Annotated in this window: 16 protein-coding genes; 8 read left to right on the top strand and 8 right to left on the bottom strand. The window is 71.8% G+C overall.

What is annotated here, in order from left to right; genetic code table 11:
- Nucleotides 1-12: 12 nt before the first annotated feature.
- Together ACH4OW_RS36450 and ACH4OW_RS36445 are read right to left on the bottom strand one after the other, a co-directional pair.
- On the bottom strand, nucleotides 13-246 hold the full coding sequence (locus ACH4OW_RS36450; RefSeq protein ID WP_063726112.1) for a hypothetical protein: 234 nt from the start codon (nucleotides 244-246) through the stop codon (nucleotides 13-15).
- A gap of 63 nt (nucleotides 247-309) precedes the next feature.
- Nucleotides 310-1,341 carry a DEDDh family exonuclease gene (locus tag ACH4OW_RS36445; protein WP_398032693.1) on the bottom strand — a complete coding sequence of 344 codons (1,032 nt, stop codon included), beginning with the start codon at nucleotides 1,339-1,341 and terminating at the stop codon, nucleotides 310-312.
- A 330-nt stretch (nucleotides 1,342-1,671) separates the two neighbouring features.
- Between ACH4OW_RS36445 and ACH4OW_RS36440 the strand changes: the two genes are divergently transcribed.
- Genes ACH4OW_RS36440 through ACH4OW_RS36430 form a run of 3 tightly spaced genes read left to right on the top strand, consistent with a single transcriptional unit; the run spans nucleotide 1,672 to nucleotide 4,370 of the window.
- The gene (locus ACH4OW_RS36440; RefSeq protein WP_398032690.1) at nucleotides 1,672-2,601 is read left to right on the top strand and encodes a sterol desaturase family protein; all 930 of its coding nucleotides are present in this window, start codon (nucleotides 1,672-1,674) and stop codon (nucleotides 2,599-2,601) included.
- Nucleotides 2,598-3,305 carry a lysoplasmalogenase gene (locus ACH4OW_RS36435; RefSeq protein WP_398032688.1) on the top strand — a complete coding sequence of 236 codons (708 nt, stop codon included), beginning with the start codon at nucleotides 2,598-2,600 and terminating at the stop codon, nucleotides 3,303-3,305. The genes ACH4OW_RS36440 and ACH4OW_RS36435 overlap by 4 nt, the downstream gene beginning before the upstream one ends.
- 18 nt (nucleotides 3,306-3,323) lie before the next feature.
- Entirely contained in the window at nucleotides 3,324-4,370 is a 1,047-nt protein-coding gene (locus ACH4OW_RS36430; protein WP_398032685.1) for a zinc-dependent alcohol dehydrogenase family protein, read from the top strand.
- Nucleotides 4,371-4,492: 122 nt separating this feature from the next.
- Here ACH4OW_RS36430 and ACH4OW_RS36425 read toward each other — a convergent pair whose 3' ends face one another.
- The gene (locus ACH4OW_RS36425; RefSeq protein ID WP_360140252.1) at nucleotides 4,493-6,013 is read right to left on the bottom strand and encodes a S8 family serine peptidase; all 1,521 of its coding nucleotides are present in this window, start codon (nucleotides 6,011-6,013) and stop codon (nucleotides 4,493-4,495) included.
- A gap of 578 nt (nucleotides 6,014-6,591) precedes the next feature.
- Here ACH4OW_RS36425 and ACH4OW_RS36420 point away from each other — a divergent pair.
- The 3 genes from ACH4OW_RS36420 (at nucleotide 6,592) to moaA (ending at nucleotide 9,742) form a co-directional block, all read left to right on the top strand.
- On the top strand, nucleotides 6,592-6,936 hold the full coding sequence (locus ACH4OW_RS36420) for a DUF485 domain-containing protein (protein ID WP_398032682.1): 345 nt from the start codon (nucleotides 6,592-6,594) through the stop codon (nucleotides 6,934-6,936).
- On the top strand, nucleotides 6,933-8,576 hold the full coding sequence (locus ACH4OW_RS36415) for a cation acetate symporter (RefSeq protein WP_398032679.1): 1,644 nt from the start codon (nucleotides 6,933-6,935) through the stop codon (nucleotides 8,574-8,576). The genes ACH4OW_RS36420 and ACH4OW_RS36415 overlap by 4 nt, the downstream gene beginning before the upstream one ends.
- 176 nt (nucleotides 8,577-8,752) lie before the next feature.
- Nucleotides 8,753-9,742 (top strand): GTP 3',8-cyclase MoaA, encoded by a 990-nt coding sequence (gene moaA, locus ACH4OW_RS36410; protein ID WP_360140243.1) that lies wholly within the window; start codon nucleotides 8,753-8,755, stop codon nucleotides 9,740-9,742.
- Nucleotides 9,743-9,820: 78 nt separating this feature from the next.
- Here moaA and ACH4OW_RS36405 read toward each other — a convergent pair whose 3' ends face one another.
- Both ACH4OW_RS36405 and ACH4OW_RS36400 read right to left on the bottom strand, forming a co-directional pair.
- Entirely contained in the window at nucleotides 9,821-10,093 is a 273-nt protein-coding gene (locus tag ACH4OW_RS36405; protein ID WP_398032786.1) for a hypothetical protein, read from the bottom strand.
- Nucleotides 10,094-10,358: 265 nt separating this feature from the next.
- Complete coding sequence (locus ACH4OW_RS36400) at nucleotides 10,359-10,733, bottom strand: DUF3099 domain-containing protein (protein WP_398032677.1); 375 nt, start codon at nucleotides 10,731-10,733, stop codon at nucleotides 10,359-10,361.
- A gap of 218 nt (nucleotides 10,734-10,951) precedes the next feature.
- Here ACH4OW_RS36400 and ACH4OW_RS36395 point away from each other — a divergent pair, with 218 nt between their 5' ends.
- Entirely contained in the window at nucleotides 10,952-11,230 is a 279-nt protein-coding gene (locus ACH4OW_RS36395) for a GlsB/YeaQ/YmgE family stress response membrane protein (RefSeq protein ID WP_360140237.1), read from the top strand.
- A gap of 56 nt (nucleotides 11,231-11,286) precedes the next feature.
- Here the strand turns inward: ACH4OW_RS36395 and tyrS are convergent, their stop codons facing one another.
- The 3 genes from tyrS to ACH4OW_RS36380 all read right to left on the bottom strand — a co-directional run bounded on the left by tyrS (nucleotide 11,287) and on the right by ACH4OW_RS36380 (nucleotide 15,752).
- Complete coding sequence (gene tyrS / locus ACH4OW_RS36390; RefSeq protein WP_398032675.1) at nucleotides 11,287-12,690, bottom strand: tyrosine--tRNA ligase; 1,404 nt, start codon at nucleotides 12,688-12,690, stop codon at nucleotides 11,287-11,289.
- A 132-nt stretch (nucleotides 12,691-12,822) separates the two neighbouring features.
- On the bottom strand, nucleotides 12,823-14,223 hold the full coding sequence (locus tag ACH4OW_RS36385; RefSeq protein ID WP_398032672.1) for a metallopeptidase TldD-related protein: 1,401 nt from the start codon (nucleotides 14,221-14,223) through the stop codon (nucleotides 12,823-12,825).
- Entirely contained in the window at nucleotides 14,220-15,752 is a 1,533-nt protein-coding gene (locus ACH4OW_RS36380) for a TldD/PmbA family protein (RefSeq protein ID WP_398032669.1), read from the bottom strand. The genes ACH4OW_RS36385 and ACH4OW_RS36380 overlap by 4 nt, the downstream gene beginning before the upstream one ends.
- Nucleotides 15,753-15,958: 206 nt before the next feature.
- Between ACH4OW_RS36380 and fabG the strand changes: the two genes are divergently transcribed.
- The gene (fabG, locus tag ACH4OW_RS36375) at nucleotides 15,959-16,663 is read left to right on the top strand and encodes a 3-oxoacyl-[acyl-carrier-protein] reductase (RefSeq protein ID WP_360139453.1); all 705 of its coding nucleotides are present in this window, start codon (nucleotides 15,959-15,961) and stop codon (nucleotides 16,661-16,663) included.
- Nucleotides 16,664-16,668: the final 5 nt, after the last annotated feature.

Here is a 16,668-nt window from a genome sequence, read left to right as displayed (position 1 = left end):
TCGGCCGAGCCCTCAGACCCGGTCGACGATGCCCGCCTGCCCCTCCGCGCGGGCGCAGTGGGCGCCGCAGAACCACCGACCGGCGGCCTCCACGCCCTGGCCGATGATCTGGCACCGGCAGTGCTCGCAGATCGGCGCCATGCGGTGGATGGCGCAGGAGAAGCAGTCGAAGACGTGCACCGCTCCCTGCGCGTGCACCTCGAACGTCATGCCGTATTCGTTTCCGCAGACCTCACAACGTGCCATGCGCCACAGGGTGCGGGTGGGACGGGCGGCGGGGCGAGCCTGCCCCAGGCGTGTTGTGGGGCTTCACCCGGACGCAGGCGCCGGGGCCACGTCCTGGAGGAGCTGCATGAAGGCCGCCTCGTCGATCACCGGCGTGCCGAAGGAGGCGGCCTTGGCGGTCTTGGAGGTCCGGGAGTCCGGGTCGTTGGTGACCAGCAGGCTGGTCAGCCGGGAGACGCTGGTCGCCACGTGCAGGCCGGCCTCGATCGCGCGGTCCTCCAGCAGCTCGCGGTCGACGGAGGTGTCGCCGGAGAACGCCACCCGCATGCCTTGCACCAGGCGGGTGCCGGGCTCGTACCGGCCCGGGTTCGGGTACGGGCAGGCGGGCCGCTTGCGGGACGGGCGCCAGCTCGTCGGGCGGTAGGCGGCAGCGGCGGGGCGCTGCCGGGGCGCCGCCGGGCCTTCCGCCCACTCCGTGAGCGGCTGGCAGGCCAGCAGCGGCAGGCGCAGGTTGGCCTGGGCGGCCAGCCGCAGGCTGGGGCGGAACGCCTCGGCGAGCACCCGCGCGTCGTCGAGCGCGTGGTGGGCGTGCTGCTGCACGACGCCGTAGTGGGCGGCGAGGGACTCCAGTTTGTGGTTGGGAAGCGGCAGGCGCAGCTCCTTGGAGAGCGCGATCGTGCACAGCCGCTGCCGGACGGGGGCCTCGGCCTCGGCGCGGGCGTACTCGCGGGCGATCATCGACCAGTCGAACATCGCGTTGTGCGCGACCAGGACGCGCCCCTCCAGCCGCTTCGACAGCTCGGGGACGATCTCCGGGAAGAGCGGCGCGGCGGACAGCATGTCGCTCGTCAGGCCGTGGATCCACACCGGGCCCGGGTCCCGCTCCGGGTTGACCAGGGTGTACCAGTGGTCCTCGACCTCGCCGTGGGTGTCGAGCCGGTACACGGCGGCGGACACTATCCGGTCGTCGCGGGCCAGGCCGGTGGTCTCCACGTCGACGACCGCGTACCCCTTCGGGTACGCGTCCGGCCAGGAGGCCGCGGCCTCCGGAGGGGACGGCTGCTGCCCGATCGCCGGGGTGATCGGGCGGGCTGCTGCCATACGGTCTTCGAGCATGGTCACTGAGGATACGGGCCCCCACTGACAACACCACCGCCCTCCCCGCCCCTGCCGGGCCCGGGCCCGCACGCCGGGTGGCGGGCCTGCGCGAACGCCGGGCGGTGTGCCGCCCGTTGGACCCCGAACGGGGGAAGCGGCCGCGCGGTGGCGCGCGGTCCCCTCCCGTGTCCGGCTGCCGCCCGGCCCTTCCTGTGGCGTTACGTCGTAAAGGTCCGGTTCATGTGGGTGCGTACGCGCCCGAAGGGGCCCGCCGCTGACACCCCGTCTTACATACTTCTCGGTAACAACCCCTAGCGAGGCCCCCGTCGGCGCCTCTATGGTGCCGACATGCCGCACCTGCCCGATGTCGTGCTGTGGTCCGTGCCCGCCTTCGTCCTGCTCACCGTCGTGGAGATGGTGAGCTATCGGCTGCGCCCCGACGAGGACGCGGCCGGGTACGCGGCGAAGGACGCGGCGACCAGCGTCGGCATGGGCCTGGGCAGCCTCGTCTTCGACGCGCTGTGGAAGATCCCGATCGTGGCGGTCTACTCGGCCGTCTACACGCTGACGCCGCTGCGGGTGCCCGTGCTGTGGTGGACGCTGCCGCTGATGCTGCTCGCGCAGGACTTCTTCTACTACTGGTCGCACCGCGGCCACCACGTCATCCGCGTCCTGTGGGCCTGCCACGTGGTGCACCACTCCAGCGAGAAGTTCAACTTCACCACCGCGCTGCGCCAGCCCTGGACGACCTGGACCGTCTGGCCGTTCTACGTACCGATGATCGCGCTCGGCGTGCACCCGGCCGCGGTCGCGTTCTGCTCGGGGACCAACCTCGTCTACCAGTTCTGGGTGCACACCGAGCGCGTCGGCAAGCTGCCCAGGCCGTTCGAGTACGTCCTGAACACGCCCTCCCACCACCGGGTGCACCACGCCTCGCAGGGCGGCTACCTGGACCGCAACTTCGGCGGCATCCTCATCGTTTGGGACCGCATGTTCGGCTCGTTCGTGCCGGAGACGGAACGGCCGGTGTACGGGCTCACCAAGAACATCAACACCTACAACCCGCTGCGGGTCGCCACCCACGAGTACGCGGCCATCGCGCGCGACGTGCGCGCAGCGGGCAGTTGGAGCGAGCGGGCGGGGCGGGTGTTCCGGGGGCCTGGGTGGCAGCCGGCCGGCGCCAAGGCACCAGACACGATCAAGGCGCCCAAGCCCGCCAAGTCCACGAAGTCCACCAAGCCCACCAAGTCCGCCGCCGCGAAGGAGCCCGTCGCGTGACGACCGCCGCGCGGACGGCGCGGGTCCTGCTCGGCGCCTTCGCCGTGCTCGCCGTCGTCCACCTCGGCGCGCTGCTCGCCGCCGCGACCACCCTCGCCCACCTGACCAAGCCCGCGCTGATGCCGGTGCTGGCCGCGTACGTGCTGGCGGCCGGCGCGCCCCGGCTGCTCGCCGCCGCGCTGCTCTTCGGCTGCGGCGGCGACACCCTCCTCCAGACCGGCGACGACGCGCTGTTCCTCGTCGGCATGGGCTCCTTCGCCGCCGGACACGTCTGCTACCTGGTGCTCTTCGCCCGGCGCGGCGCGTTCCCCGGCGGGCGCCGGCTCTCCGGGCCGCTCGCCGCCGGGTACGCGGCCGCCTGGCTCGGCGTCGTCGCCCTGCTGTGGCCCGACCTGGCGGCGGACCTGCGCGGGCCGGTGGCCGGGTACAGCCTGCTGCTCACCGCGACGGCGTTCGGCGCCCTGCGGCTCGGGCCCAGGGCCGCGCTCGGCGGGCTGCTCTTCCTGTTCTCCGACACGCTGCTCGCCACAGGTCTGGCCCACTGGCAGCAGCCGCCCGCCGCCCAGTTCTGGGTCATGCTGACCTACACGGCGGCCCAGTACGCGCTGGCCGACGGCGTACGGCGGGCGTACGCGGGAGGCGAACGGCCTGGGGGTGCCGCTACCACGCGGGCGTACGGTGAGGTGCGTAGTACAACCGTCTGACATGCAAGGAACGTACGTATGCGCGCCACCACCATCCACGCACCCCGTGACATCCGCGTCGAGGAGGTGCCGGACGCCGCGGTCAGGGAACCGGGGGACGCGGTGGTACGGGTGCTGCGGGCCTGTATATGCGGCAGCGACCTGTGGGCCTACCGGGGCGAGACCCACCGCGAGTGCGGGCAGCGGATCGGCCACGAGTTCCTCGGCACGGTCGAGGAGACCGGCCCCGCGGTGTCCGGGCTGCGCCCCGGCGACCTCGTCGTCGCGCCCTTCACCTGGTCCGACGGCGTGTGCGAGTTCTGCGCCGAGGGCCTGACGACCTCCTGCGAGCACGGCGGCTTCTGGGGCGGCACCCCCGGCTCGGACGGCGGCCAGGGCGAGGCCGTCCGCGTCCCGTACGCCGACGGCACCCTCGTCAAGCTGCCCGCCGCGGCGGCCGGCGACGACCGGCTGCTCACCGCGCTGCTCTCGCTCTCCGACGTGCTCGGCACCGGCCACCACGCGGCGGTCGGCGCGGGCGTACGGCCCGGCGCCACGGTCGCGGTCGTCGGCGACGGCGCGGTCGGCCTGTGCGGCGTGCTCGCCGCCAAACGGCTGGGCGCCGAGCGGATCATCGCGCTCGGCCGGCACACCGCCCGCACCGACCTGGCCCGCACCTTCGGCGCCACCGACGTGGTCGCCGAGCGCGGCGACGCGGCCGTGGCCGCGGTACGCGAGCTGACCGGCGGCCGCGGCGCGCACGCCGTCATCGAGGCCGTCGGCACCGAGCAGTCCATGGCCACCGCCGTCGGCATCACCCGCCCTGGCGGCGCCATCGGCTGGGTCGGCGTCCCGCACGGCAGCGGCAGCGGCCTGGACATGGAAACGCTGTTCCAGAACAACATCGCGGTACGCGGCGGCGTCGCCCCCGTCCGCTCCTACATCCCCGAGCTGCTGCCCGACATCCTGGACGGCACCGTCGACCCGTCGCCCGTCTTCGACCTGACCGTGGACCTCGACGGCGTACCCGACGGCTACCGCGCGATGGACGACCGCAGCGCGCTCAAGGTGCTGGTCAAGCCCTGACCGGCGCAGGCGGCCGCGGGAGGGGCGACCGCCTCGCCGCCTACCCGGGCAGATGAAACGGCGGAGGGCCGGGCGGTGTGCCGCCCGGCCCTCCGCGGACCGTCACCGGTCCTTCAAGCGCTTCAGTCCCGGACCGCGTCCAGGGCGTCCACGATGCCGTAGCCGTAGTGGCCGTTGACGTGCTGTGTACCGGTGCACGTCTTGTCGGCGGCCGGGCAGCCCGGGTTGTCCGCCTGCATCTTCAGGAGCCACTGGATCTCCTGCGGGCTGGACTTCGGGTGGGTGCTCTTCAGGAGCGCCACGACGCCGGCGACGTGCGGGCTGGCCATCGAGGTGCCCTGCAGGTAGCCGTAGTCACCGCCAGGCATGGTGGACAGGATGCCACCGTGCTTGGCGGGCAGCTCCGGGACCTGGCGGTTGTCGCCGCCCGGCGCCGCCACGTCGATCACGCCGTTGCCGTAGTTCGAGAAGTACGACTTGAGGCCCTTCACGCCCGTCGAGGCCACCGTGACGGTGCCCGGCAGCTGGGTCGGGACGTCCCAGCACTTCTTCGGGTCGATGGTGCGGGTGACCGGCGTCGAGTCGTTCGGGCTGCCGGTGTCGGTCAGCTGCGCCGCCGCCAGGTCCATGTTGGAGTTGCCGGCCGCGGCGACGTTCACCACGCCCTTGCCCTCGGCGTACTTGGCGGCCCGGCCGACGGCGTCCACGATGGCGCCCTGGTCCAGGTCGTCCTTGCAGTTGAACATCCACGGGTCGACGTAGTAGCTGTTGTTCGTCACCTTGGCGCCGTGGTCGGCCGCGAAGACGAAGGCGCACACCACGCTCTCGGCGTAGAACAGGCTCGTCTTGGGCTCGCTGACCTTGATGGCGGAGAGCTTCACGCCCGGCGCCACACCGGCCACGCCGACACCGTTGCGCGCGGCGGCGATGCTGCCCGCGACGTGCGTGCCGTGGTAGTCCTCGGCCGGGTCGTACGGGCGCCAGGCGCCGGGGGAGGTGTCCGCCACGCCGCCCACGCAGTTCGCCGACTGCTTGGGGGCGAAGTTGGGCTTCAGGTCGGGGTGGGTGTCGTCCACGCCGGTGTCGATGACGGCGACGGTGACCTTCTTGCTGCCCTCGTCGATCTTCGCGGCCTGGTCCGCCTTGATGGCGGGGATGTCCCACTGGAGGGGCTCCAGCGGCTCCTGGTCGTCGCCCTTGGCCGTGGCCGCGCGGGCCGCCTTGGCCGCCTTGTCGGCGGTGAGCTTCTCGACCTTCTGGGGCTTGCCGACGTCCGTGGTGCCGGACGCCTTGAGCGGCGCGGTACGGGTGGCGCCGGCGGACTGCACGCCGGGCGCCTTGCGTATGGTGGCCGCGAACAGCGGGTTCGCCGAGTGGACGACGATCACGCCTATCTTCTCGTGGGCGACGATCACCTTCCCGCCGGCCTTGGTTATCGCCTTCGACACCTGGCCGACCGAGGCGCGGCCGGGCGTGGCGTTGACGACGTACGAGAGCAGCGGGCCGTCGGCGGTGACGGCGGCCGGGGCCGCGTCCTGGGGGGCGGCGGTGGCCGCGCCCGGCAGGAAGCCGAGGGATGCCGTCAGAGCCAGTCCGAGCGGTACGGCCAGCGCCCGCACCCGTCTGGATCGGGGATGCGCCATGGGTACTCCACCTCATCCGTGAAACCGCCCGCACACGGGTCGCGTGCGGGCAGGTGAATACCGCCGTACGGGGGAATGGCCCCGTCGCGCGGCAAGTCCCCGTGAAGTTATCCGTGTCGACCACGGAACATCAATGGATCTGGGAGAAAACCTGTCACAAGCCGCGGATTGATGCCCCGTCAGTAGTGCGCGTCCCGCGTCAGGACGTGTGCCGTAGTGACGCCAGGCTCAGCGGCGGCAGTGGCGGCCGTGGGCCGTACCAGCGCCCCGGAGCGGCCCGGACGGGGCGCCGGGGCGGCACTGCGGGCGCGACGGGGGCGGCCAGCCGCACGGTTCCGTACGGGCGACGGCCGGGCCCCGTGGGCTCGGCGGGCGGCGTGGAGGTCACACGCTGCCCAACGAACGGGCCCCGCCGCGGTGGCGGCCGACGCCCGCGCTTCCTGCGGAATTCAACCAACCGACCTCTGTCGCTTCGCATGCCACCCCTCTACGATGCGTGATCCGAATCACTTACGCACCCTTTATCGCCGGGCCCCGCCGTCCGTACCTACGCAACCGCTACGCAACCGGGAGATTCCGTGAGCACCGCACCGCCCACCGATCCGGGGCCGCACCGGCCGCCGGACTTCGCCGAGGTCCAGACGAGCCCGGAATTCACCGAACTGCGCCGTTCCTACCGTTCGTTCGCCTTCCCGCTCACCGTGGCGTTCATCGCCTGGTACCTGCTGTACGTGCTGCTCTCCAGCTACGCGGGCGGCTTCATGGGAACCAAGGTCCTCGGCAACGTCAACGTGGCGTTCGTCCTGGGTGTCGCCCAGTTCGTGACCACCTTCCTCATCGCCTGGTGGTACTCCCGGCACGCCGCCGCGAAGCTCGACCCGAAGGCCGACGCGATCAAGTCCCGCCTGGAGGGTGGCGCATGAGCCCGGCACAGCAGCTCGCCACCGGCGCACAGCAGCTCGCGGCGGGCGGCGCCGGCGAACACCGGCCGCTGATCATCACGCTGTTCGCGGTGTTCGTGGCCGCCACCCTGGGCATCACCGTCTGGGCCGGCCGGCAGACCAAGGGCGCCGAGGACTTCTATGCGGGCGGCCGCCAGTTCAGCGGCTTCCAGAACGGCCTGGCGATCTCCGGCGACTACATGTCCGCCGCGTCCTTCCTCGGCATCGCCGGCGCCATCGCCCTCTTCGGCTACGACGGGTTCCTGTACTCCATCGGCTTCCTCGTCGCCTGGCTCGTGGCGCTGCTGCTGGTCGCCGAGCCGCTGCGCAACTCCGGGCGCTTCACGATGGGCGACGTCCTCGCGTACCGGATGCGCCAGCGCCCGGTCCGCACCGCCGCCGGCGTCTCGACGATCGTCGTCTCGATCTTCTACCTGCTCGCCCAGATGGCGGGCGCCGGCGCCCTGGTCACGCTGCTGCTCGGCATCACCAGCGAGGCCGGCAAGATCCTGGTCGTCGTCCTGGTCGGCATCGTGATGATCCTGTACGTGTCCATCGGCGGCATGAAGGGCACCACCTGGGTCCAGATGGTCAAGGCCGTCCTGCTGATCGCGGGCACCCTGCTCATCACGTTCCTGGTGATGCTCAAGTTCAACTTCAACATCTCCACCCTCCTGGGCAAGGCGGCCGAGGAGAGCGGCAAGGGCGCCGCCTTCCTGGAGCCGGGGCTCAAGTACGGCGTGACCGCCACCTCGAAGATCGACTTCATCTCGCTGGGCATCGCGCTGGTCCTGGGCACCGCAGGACTGCCGCACATCCTCATCCGCTTCTACACCGTGCCCACGGCCAAGGCCGCCCGTAAGTCCGTGAACTGGGCGATCGGCATCATCGGCGTCTTCTACCTGATGACCATCGCGCTGGGCTTCGGCGCCGCCGCCCTCATCAAGCCCGAGACGATCGTCGCGTCCAACAAGGCGGGCAACACGGCCGCCCCGCTGCTCGCCCAGGAGATCGGCGGCGGCGCCGACTCCACCGGCGGCGCGATCCTGCTGGCCGTGATCTCGGCGGTGGCCTTCGCGACCATCCTCGCGGTCGTCGCCGGGCTCACCCTCGCCTCGTCCTCGTCCTTCGCGCACGACCTGTACGTCAACGTCATCCGCAAGGGACAGGCGACCGAGAAGGAGGAAGTGCGCGCGGCACGCTGGGCGACCGTGGGCATCGGCGCCGTCGCCATCGTCCTCGGCGTCTTCGCGCGCGGCCTGAACGTCGCGGGGCTGGTGGCCCTCGCCTTCGCCGTCGCGGCCTCCGCCAACCTGCCGACGATCCTCTACAGCCTGTTCTGGAAGCGGTTCACCACCCAGGGCGCACTGTGGTCCATCTACGGCGGCCTGGCCTCCTCGGTGCTGCTGGTGCTCTTCTCGCCGGTCGTCTCCGGCAAGCCCACCTCGATGTTCCCCGGCGTGGACTTCCACTTCTTCCCGCTGGAGAACCCCGGCCTGATCTCCATCCCGCTGGGCTTCCTGCTGGGCTGGCTCGGCTCGCTGCTCTCCAAGGAGGAGCCGGACGTTAAAAAGTACGCCGAGCTGGAGGTGCGCTCGCTGACCGGCACCGGGGCCCACTGACCCGGGCACGCCGCGTACGGGAAGGGGGGGGGGGGGGGGGGGGGGGGGGGGGGGGGGGGGGGGGCCCCCCCCCCCCCCCCCCCCCCCCCCCGCCTCGTGACATCTCACCCGTGCTCGCTGTCAGTCCCATCGCGTAGGCTCGAATTGAACTGATCGGACTCGGGCAGGGGGATGCAGTGCTCATCGACACCTACGGTCGCGTGGCCACCGACCTGCGCGTCTCTCTGACCGACCGGTGCAACCTGCGCTGCACGTACTGCATGCCGGAAGAGGGCCTGCAGTGGCTCGCCAAGCCGGACCTGCTCACCGACGACGAGATCGTCCGCCTCATCCGCATAGCCGTCACCGACCTGGGCATCGAAGAGGTCCGCTTCACGGGCGGGGAGCCGCTGCTGCGCCCCGGCCTCGTCGGCATCGTCGAGCGCGTGGCCGCCCTGGAGAACCGCCCGCAGATGTCGCTGACCACCAACGGCATCGGCCTGGAGCGCACGGCCGCCGCCCTGCGCGACGCCGGCCTGGACCGCGTCAACGTCTCCCTCGACACGCTGCGCCCGGACGTCTTCCGGGCCATGACCCGCCGCAAGCGCCACGAGGACGTGCTGCGCGGCCTGGAGGCGGCCCGCGCCGCCGGCCTGACCCCGGTCAAGGTCAACAGCGTCCTGATGCCGGGGCTCAACGACGACGAGGCGCCCGACCTGCTCGCCTGGGCGGTGGCCAACGACTACGAGCTGCGGTTCATCGAGCAGATGCCGCTCGACGCGCAGCACGGCTGGAAGCGCGACGGCATGATCACCGCCGGTGACATCCTCGCGTCGCTGCGCACCCGCTTCACGCTGACCCCCGAGGGGCAGGAGGAGCGCGGCTCCGCCCCGGCCGAGCGCTGGCTCGTGGACGGCGGCCCGCACCGCGTCGGCGTCATCGCCTCCGTCACCCGCCCGTTCTGCCGCGCCTGCGACCGTACGCGCCTGACCGCCGACGGCCAGGTCCGTACGTGCCTGTTCGCCACCGAGGAGACGGACCTGCGCTCGGCACTGCGCTCCGACGCGCCGGACGCGGAGATAGCCCGCATATGGAAGCAGGCGATGTGGGGCAAGAAGGCGGGATCGGGGCTGGACGACCCGTCGTTCCTCCAGCCCGAGCGCCCGATGTCGGCGATCGGCGGCTGAGCGAGGCTGGGCGACGGGCCGGCCGGACCGGCGGGCCCCGGACCTCCGCCGCCAGTGGCGCGACCAATGGCGGCGGGGTCAGCCCTCGGCCGGGCGGTCCCCGGCGGCCCGCTCCCACTCCTCCAGCGTCACGACGTCCTTGAGAAACCCGCGCAACCCGAGGAAGTTGGACAGGTGCTCGCGGTGCTCGTCGCAGGCGAGCCACGTCTTGCGGCGCTCCGGCGTGTGCAGCTTCGGGTTGTTCCAGGCCAGCACCCATACGGCGGCGGCGCGGCAGCCCTTGGCCGAGCAGACCGGCGGTCCGGGGACGGCGTCCGGCGCGCCGCCGGACAGGCCGGGGAAGCCCGGCAGGCCGGGCGGTTGCGGGGATGCGGCGCCGCCGGAGGCGTCGGCGGAGTGCGGGGCGTCAGGGGAGTTCACGGCCTCAACCCTACGTCGCCACTGGTCCGGACATGGCGACGCCGGGCAGCCACGGGGGGAGCCGCCCGGCGTCGGTCCGTCGCTCCGACGGGGGATGCGGAGCGCGTACGCAGTATGTCACGCGGGAGTGGGCCCGGTGCACCGGAACCGCATGATTGATCTGAGCTTTTCTTGAGCTTTGCAGACCGCGGCCGGCTCAACTCCGGTCGTGGTGCTGCCCGTCCGCATCCGGCCCGGCCGCTTCCGGGACGGGTTCCGCCGGGCTGCCGGTGCCCGAGGGGCCCAGCATCGGCCGGGTGGGAGCCGGTATGAAGGTGGACGGAAGTGAACGTACGTTCTCCCGGCCCGCGTTGGCGATGACGACCGCGACGTAGGGCAGCACGATGCCGAGCGCCAGGGTGGCGATGGCCACGTGACGCTCGATGTTCCAGAGCACGGCCGTGAGGACGACGGCCACCGTACGGACCGACATCGAGATCACATAACGGCGCTGCCTGCCGCGCACATCCTCGGTCAGCCCCTGGCGCGCTCCGGTGATCCGGAAGGCCTGGGCGCCGGTCTGCTTCCGCATCACGTTCCACCACCTGCTTGTCGTGCCGGATTCTCCCCGGTTCCGCACCGTTCCCACGTTACGCCGCGCCTGCGCAGCCTTCGAGACCGGGGCGCGATACGGGCGGGCCGGGTCCTTACCGCAGTGGCGCGTACGGTCCGCTCCGGCGTGCGGCGTAGCCCGTACGGGGAGAAACTGGCTGGGCACGGTCGCGTGCGCGCGCCGCTTTAGGAGGCGACATGACTTGGTTGTGGGCAATCATCGTGGGCCTTGTGCTGGGCCTGATCGCCAAGGCGATCATCCCGGGCAAGCAGCAGATCCCCCTGTGGCTGACCGTGGTCTTCGGCATGCTCGGCAGCGTCCTGGGCAACTGGCTGGCCACCGGCATCGGGGTGAACGACACCAAGGGCATCGACTGGACGCGGCACCTGCTGCAACTGGTCGGCGCGGTCGTGGTGGTCGCCGTCGGCGACCGGCTCTGGACGGCCGTACGCGGCCACGGGAGAGAAACGACCTGACGGGCCCGGACGCGGGACGGCCGGTGCGCACGCCGTGCGCACCGGCCGTCCCGCGCCTACCGGCCTTCGAGCTGTGCGAGCTTGCGGCCCGCCTTGAGGTAGGCCGACCCCGGCGCGCCGGCCAGCTTCTCGGCCAGCACCTCGCCCAGCGGCCGGATCGCCTCGGCCTCGGCGAGCACCAGTGCCTGCTGGCCCTCACCGGTCTCCACGACCAGGCGCAGCGCGTTCTGCTTGGCGAGCCGCCGGGCCGCCGAGGCGCTCGGCGTGAACTCCAGGACCTTCGTCAGCACCGCGGCCACCGTCTCGGCGCCGTGCTCCGCGACGTCCACCACCGGCAGCGTGCCGACGTCGGCGAAGGTCTTCTTCGAGAACTGCGCCACGAACCCGGCGCGCGCGGCCATCGCCGCCTCCAGGCCGTACAGCGCCGTCACGACCTCGCCCGCCAGGATCTTCTTCAAGTCCATCGGGTGCAGCGTCTTGTCCGCGACCCGGCCCAGCGCGGCGGCGACCTCCTCGTCGGTCCACTCCGTCCACGCCTTCAGGTACGGCTCCATCAGCCGGTCAGGGACCGACATGATCTTGCCGAAGACGTCGTCGGCAGGCGCATTCAGGCCGACATAGTTGCCCTTGGACTTCGACATCTTGGCGCCGGTGCCGTCCGTGCCCTCGATCAGCGGCATCGTGACGACCAGCTGCGGCTGCTGCCCCCGCAGCTCCATGAGCTTGCGGCCCATCTGGAGGTTGAGCAGCTGGTCGGCGCCGCCCAGCTCCACGTCGCACTCCAGCGCCACCGAGTCCAGGCCCTGCGCGATCGGGTACAGCAGCTCCGTCATCGTCAGGCCGGAGCCGGCCGCGAGGCGGTTGCGGAAGTCCTCGCGCTGGAGCAGCTGCGAGACGGGCACCTGCGAGAGCAGCCCCAGCAGCTCGGGGAAGGTGTACGGCGCCAGCCACTCGCTGTTCTGCCGGAAGCTGACCTTGTCGAAGTCGAAGAACGGCCGGACCTGGTCGCGGTAGCTCGCCAGGTTGGCGGCGATGTCCTCGTCCGTCAGCGGCGGGCGCTCGGCGGTACGGCCCGAGGGGTCGCCGATCTTGGCGGTGAAGTCGCCGATGATCAGCGTCACGTCGTGCCCGAGGCGCTGGAACCGGCTGAGGATGATCAGCGGTACGGCGTGGCCGAGGTGGACGTCGGTCGCCGTCGGGTCGATGCCCAGCTTGATGTGCAGGCCCTTGCCCGCCGCCCGGCGCTCCTCGATCCGCTGCGCGAGCCGGTCCACGCCCGGCAGCACCTCGACGGTGCGGGAGGCGATCAGCTCGGCCTGCTCCTTGGCGGGCAGGTCCGTCAGGTCGAGATAGCGCCGTTCGCCCGTCTCCTTGAGCAGCTCCGCGACGGTGGCGTCGGCGGAGAGGTCTGCGGAGAGCAGCGAGCTGGCGCGGGCGACGGATTCGCCGAGGCGTGTCATGGCGTTCCTGATCGGTCGGTGTTCCCTGACGGGAGGACGAGGGAAGAGTCTATTAGAGCCGGTGACCGCCCTCCGGCGCCCGCCCGCCGATGACCGTCCCAGACCAGGGAGCCCGCGCCTACCCCCTGCCCCCTACACCCCCGCACTGACCGAACTCATGTTGAAGTCCGGAATCCGCAGGGCGGGCATCGCGGCGCGGGTGAAGTAGTCGCTCCACTCGCGCGGCAGCGTGCGCTCCGTACGGCCCGCCTCCACCGCCCGCGACAGCAGGTCCACCGGCGACTCGTTGAACCGGAAGTTGTTCACCTCGCCGACCACCTCACCATTTTCGATCAGATAGACGCCGTCCCTGGTCAGCCCGGTGAGCAGCAGCGTCGCCGGGTCCACCTCGCGGATGTACCACAGGCACGTCAGCAGCAGCCCCCGCTCGGTGCCCGCCACCATCTCCGCCAGCGACCGGCTGCCGCCGCCGTCCATGATCAGGTTGTCGATGCCCGGCGCCACCGGCAGACCGGTCAGCCCCGCACTGTGCCGGGTGGTCACCAGCCGCCGCAGCTCACCGTCGCTGACCCAGTCGGTCGGCTCCAGGGGCAGCCCGTTGTCGAAGACGGAGGCGTCGTCGCCGGAGGCGTGCGCCAGGACGAAGGGCGCGCACTCCAGGCCGGGCGCGCCCGGGTCGCTGCGCAGCGTCAGCGGCAGCTCGGCGAGCTTGCTGCCGACGAGCGTGCCGCCGCCGGGCCGCGAGAAGACCGTACGGCCCTCCACGGCGTCCCTGGCCGCCGCGGACCACTGCTGGTACACGAGCAGGTCGGCGACGGCGGACGGCGGAAGCAAAGTCTCGTACCGCCCGGCCGGCAGCTCGATCCGCCGCGCCGCCCAGCCGAGCCGGGTGGCCAGCTCCGCGTCCATGGCCAGCGGGTCGGCGTCGGCGAAGTCACGGGTGGCCAGGCCCGCCCAGGCGGACCGGGTGCGGTCGGGGGACTTGGCGTTCAGCTCCAACGTCCCGGTGGGCTGGTCGTGCCGCAGCCGCAGCCCCGTGGACGTACCGAGATAGGACGAGACGACCTCGTGGTACGCGAAGCCGTACAGCTCCCGCCCACCGTCCCCGGCCCGCTTGAAGGCCTCGCCGAGCGCGGGCGCGAAGGTCTCGAAGACCGCGGAGGAGGTCTCGGCCGGCGCGTCGGCGAAGTGCGGCGACGGCGCGGCCCCGGAAACCAGCGGCCCGGCGTCCTCGGCCGGCCCCGCCTCCCTCGCCGCCGCCTCCGCCTCCCGGACCAGCGGCTCCAGCTCGGCGGCGGTCACCGCGGACCGGGACACCACGCCCGAGGCGGTGCCCTGGCCACCGTCGACGGTGGCGACCACCGTCAGCGACCGCCCGCGGGTGACCCCGTTGGTGGTCAGCGCATTGCCGGCCCAGCGCAGATTGGCACTGGACCGCTCCTCGGCGATCACGACACAGCCGTCCGCCCGGGACAGCTCCAGGGCCCGCTCGACGATCTCGTGCGGCGTGTTCGTACCCGTACGGCGGCTCATCGCCCGGCCTCCTGCGTGGTGTTGAGGATGCTGACGTCGGTGAACAAGGCGGCCGGGCACCCGTGCGACACCGCCGCGATCTGTCCCGGCTGCGCCTTGCCGCAGTTGAAGGCCCCGCCCAGCACATAGGTACCCGGCCCACCGACCGCGGCCATGGACCCCCAGAAGTCGGTGGTACTCGCCTGATAGGCGACGTCCCGCAGCTGCCCCGCCAACTGCCCGTGCTCGATACGGAAGAAGCGCTGGCCGGTGAACTGGAAGTTGTACCGCTGCATGTCGATCGACCACGAGCGGTCGCCGACGACGTAGATGCCGTGTTCCACGCCGGAGATCAGGTCTCGGGTGGAGGGGCCCTGGGGGGCGGGCTGGAGGGATACGTTGGCCATGCGTTGTACGGGGACGTGGGCGGGGGAGTCGGCGTAGGCGCAGCCGTTGGAGCGGGGGAAGCCGGTGAGGGCGGCGGTGCGGCGGTCGAGTTGGTAGCCGACCAGGGTGCCGTTTTTGATCAGGTCCCAGGACTGGGCCGCCACGCCCTCGTCGTCGTAGCCGATGGTGGCCAGGCCGTGTTCGGCGGTGCGGTCGCCGGTCACGTTCATCACTTCGGAGCCGTACGCGAGCTTTCCGAGCTGGTCGAAGGTGGCGAAGGAGGTGCCCGCGTAGGCCGCCTCGTAGCCCAGGGCCCGGTCCAGTTCGGTGGCGTGTCCGATCGACTCGTGGATGGTCAGCCACAGGTTGGACGGGTCCACGACCAGGTCGTAGCGGCCGGGTTCGACGCTCGGTGCGCGCAGTTTCTCGGCGAGGTGTTCGGGGATCATGTCCAGTTCGGCGTGCCAGTCGTAGTGGCTGCCGGTCACGTATTCCCAGCCGCGGCCCACCGGCGGGGCGAGGGTGCGCATCGAGTCGAACTCGCCGGTCGCCGGGTCCACGGCGACGGCCGTCAGCTGCGGGTGGAGCCGTACCCGCTGCTGGGTGGTGCTGGTGCCCGCGGTGTCCGCGTAGAACTTGTTCTCCTGGACGGTCACCAGCGAGGCGTCCGTGTGGGCCACGCCCGGCGCGGCCAGCAGCCGGGCGCTCCATTCGGCGAGCAGGCCGGTCTTGTCCGCGTCGGGTACGTCGAAGGGGTTGATCTCGTAGGAGGAGATCCATGTCCGGTCCGGGTGGGGCGGCTCGTCCGCCAGTTCCACTGTCTCCGCGGAGCCGGCCGCCTTGATCACCTTGGCGGACAGCTTGGCCATCGCCACCGCCTGCCCGGCCACCCGCGCCGCGGCGTCCATCGTCAGGTCGACGCCGGAGGCGAAGCCCCAGGCGCCGCCGTGCACCACGCGTACCGCGTAGCCCAGGTCCGTGGTGTCGGACGTGCCGGCGGTCCTGGCGTCCCGCAGCCGCCAGGAGGCGCTGCGCACGCGCTCGAAGCGGAAGTCCGCGTGGTCGGCGCCCAGCGCGCGGGCCCGCGCCAGTGCGGCGTCGGCGAGCGCGTGCAACGGCAGCGCGAGGAAGGTCTCGTCGATCGAACGAGGTGTGGCAGGCAAGGTGTCCTCCCGTGGTCGGCGCCATGAATCATGCCCTGCCCGAGGCGTCCGGCCCACCCCGCGGGGGGACCGTGCGGGGCGCCTTCTGTAGGGACCCGACAGTGACCGGCGCGCGCGCCTGTCCGTGCTCGATTCTCCGGAAGAGGCCGGTGACCGATAGTTTCGTAGCGAACGCAGGTCGGACAGGACACGGAAAGGGTGATCTCTTGAGCCGCTCGGTTCTGGTCACCGGAGGCAACCGCGGCATTGGCCTCGCCATCGCCCGGGCCTTCGCCGAGGCAGGCGACAAGGTCGCCATCACCTACCGCTCGGGGGAGCCGCCCGAGGGATTTTTGGCCGTCAAGTGCGACATCACGGACGCCGAGCAGGTCGAGCGGGCGTACAAGGAGATCGAGGAGAAGCAGGGCGCGGTCGAGGTGCTGGTGGCCAACGCCGGCGTCACCCGCGACCAGCTGCTGATGCGGATGTCCGAGGAGGACTTCGCCTCGGTGCTCGACACCAACCTCACCGGCACCTTCCGGGTGGTCAAGCGCGCCAACCGCGCCATGCTGCGGGCGCGCAAGGGCCGCATCGTGCTGATCTCCTCCGTCGTGGGCCTGCTGGGCTCCGCCGGCCAGGCGAACTACGCCGCCTCCAAGGCGGGCCTGGTGGGCTTCGCCCGCTCCCTCGCGCGTGAGCTGGGCAGCCGCAACATCACCGTCAACGTCGTCGCGCCCGGCTTCGTGGACACCGACATGACCCGCGCGCTCACCGACGAGCAGCGGGACGGCATCGTGAAGCAGGTGCCGCTGGCGCGCTACGCGCAGCCCGAGGAGATCGCCGCCTCGGTCCGCTTCCTGGCCTCCGACGAGGCCGCGTACATCACCGGAGCCGTCATTCCCGTCGACGGCGGATTGGGCATGGGTCACTGATCAGC

It is taken from the genome of Streptomyces sp. NPDC017056 (genome assembly GCF_044332485.1).
Classification (GTDB): domain Bacteria; phylum Actinomycetota; class Actinomycetes; order Streptomycetales; family Streptomycetaceae; genus Streptomyces.
The sequence above is the reverse complement of the archived record's forward strand: the minus strand, read 5'-3'. Positions and strand labels throughout refer to the sequence as shown.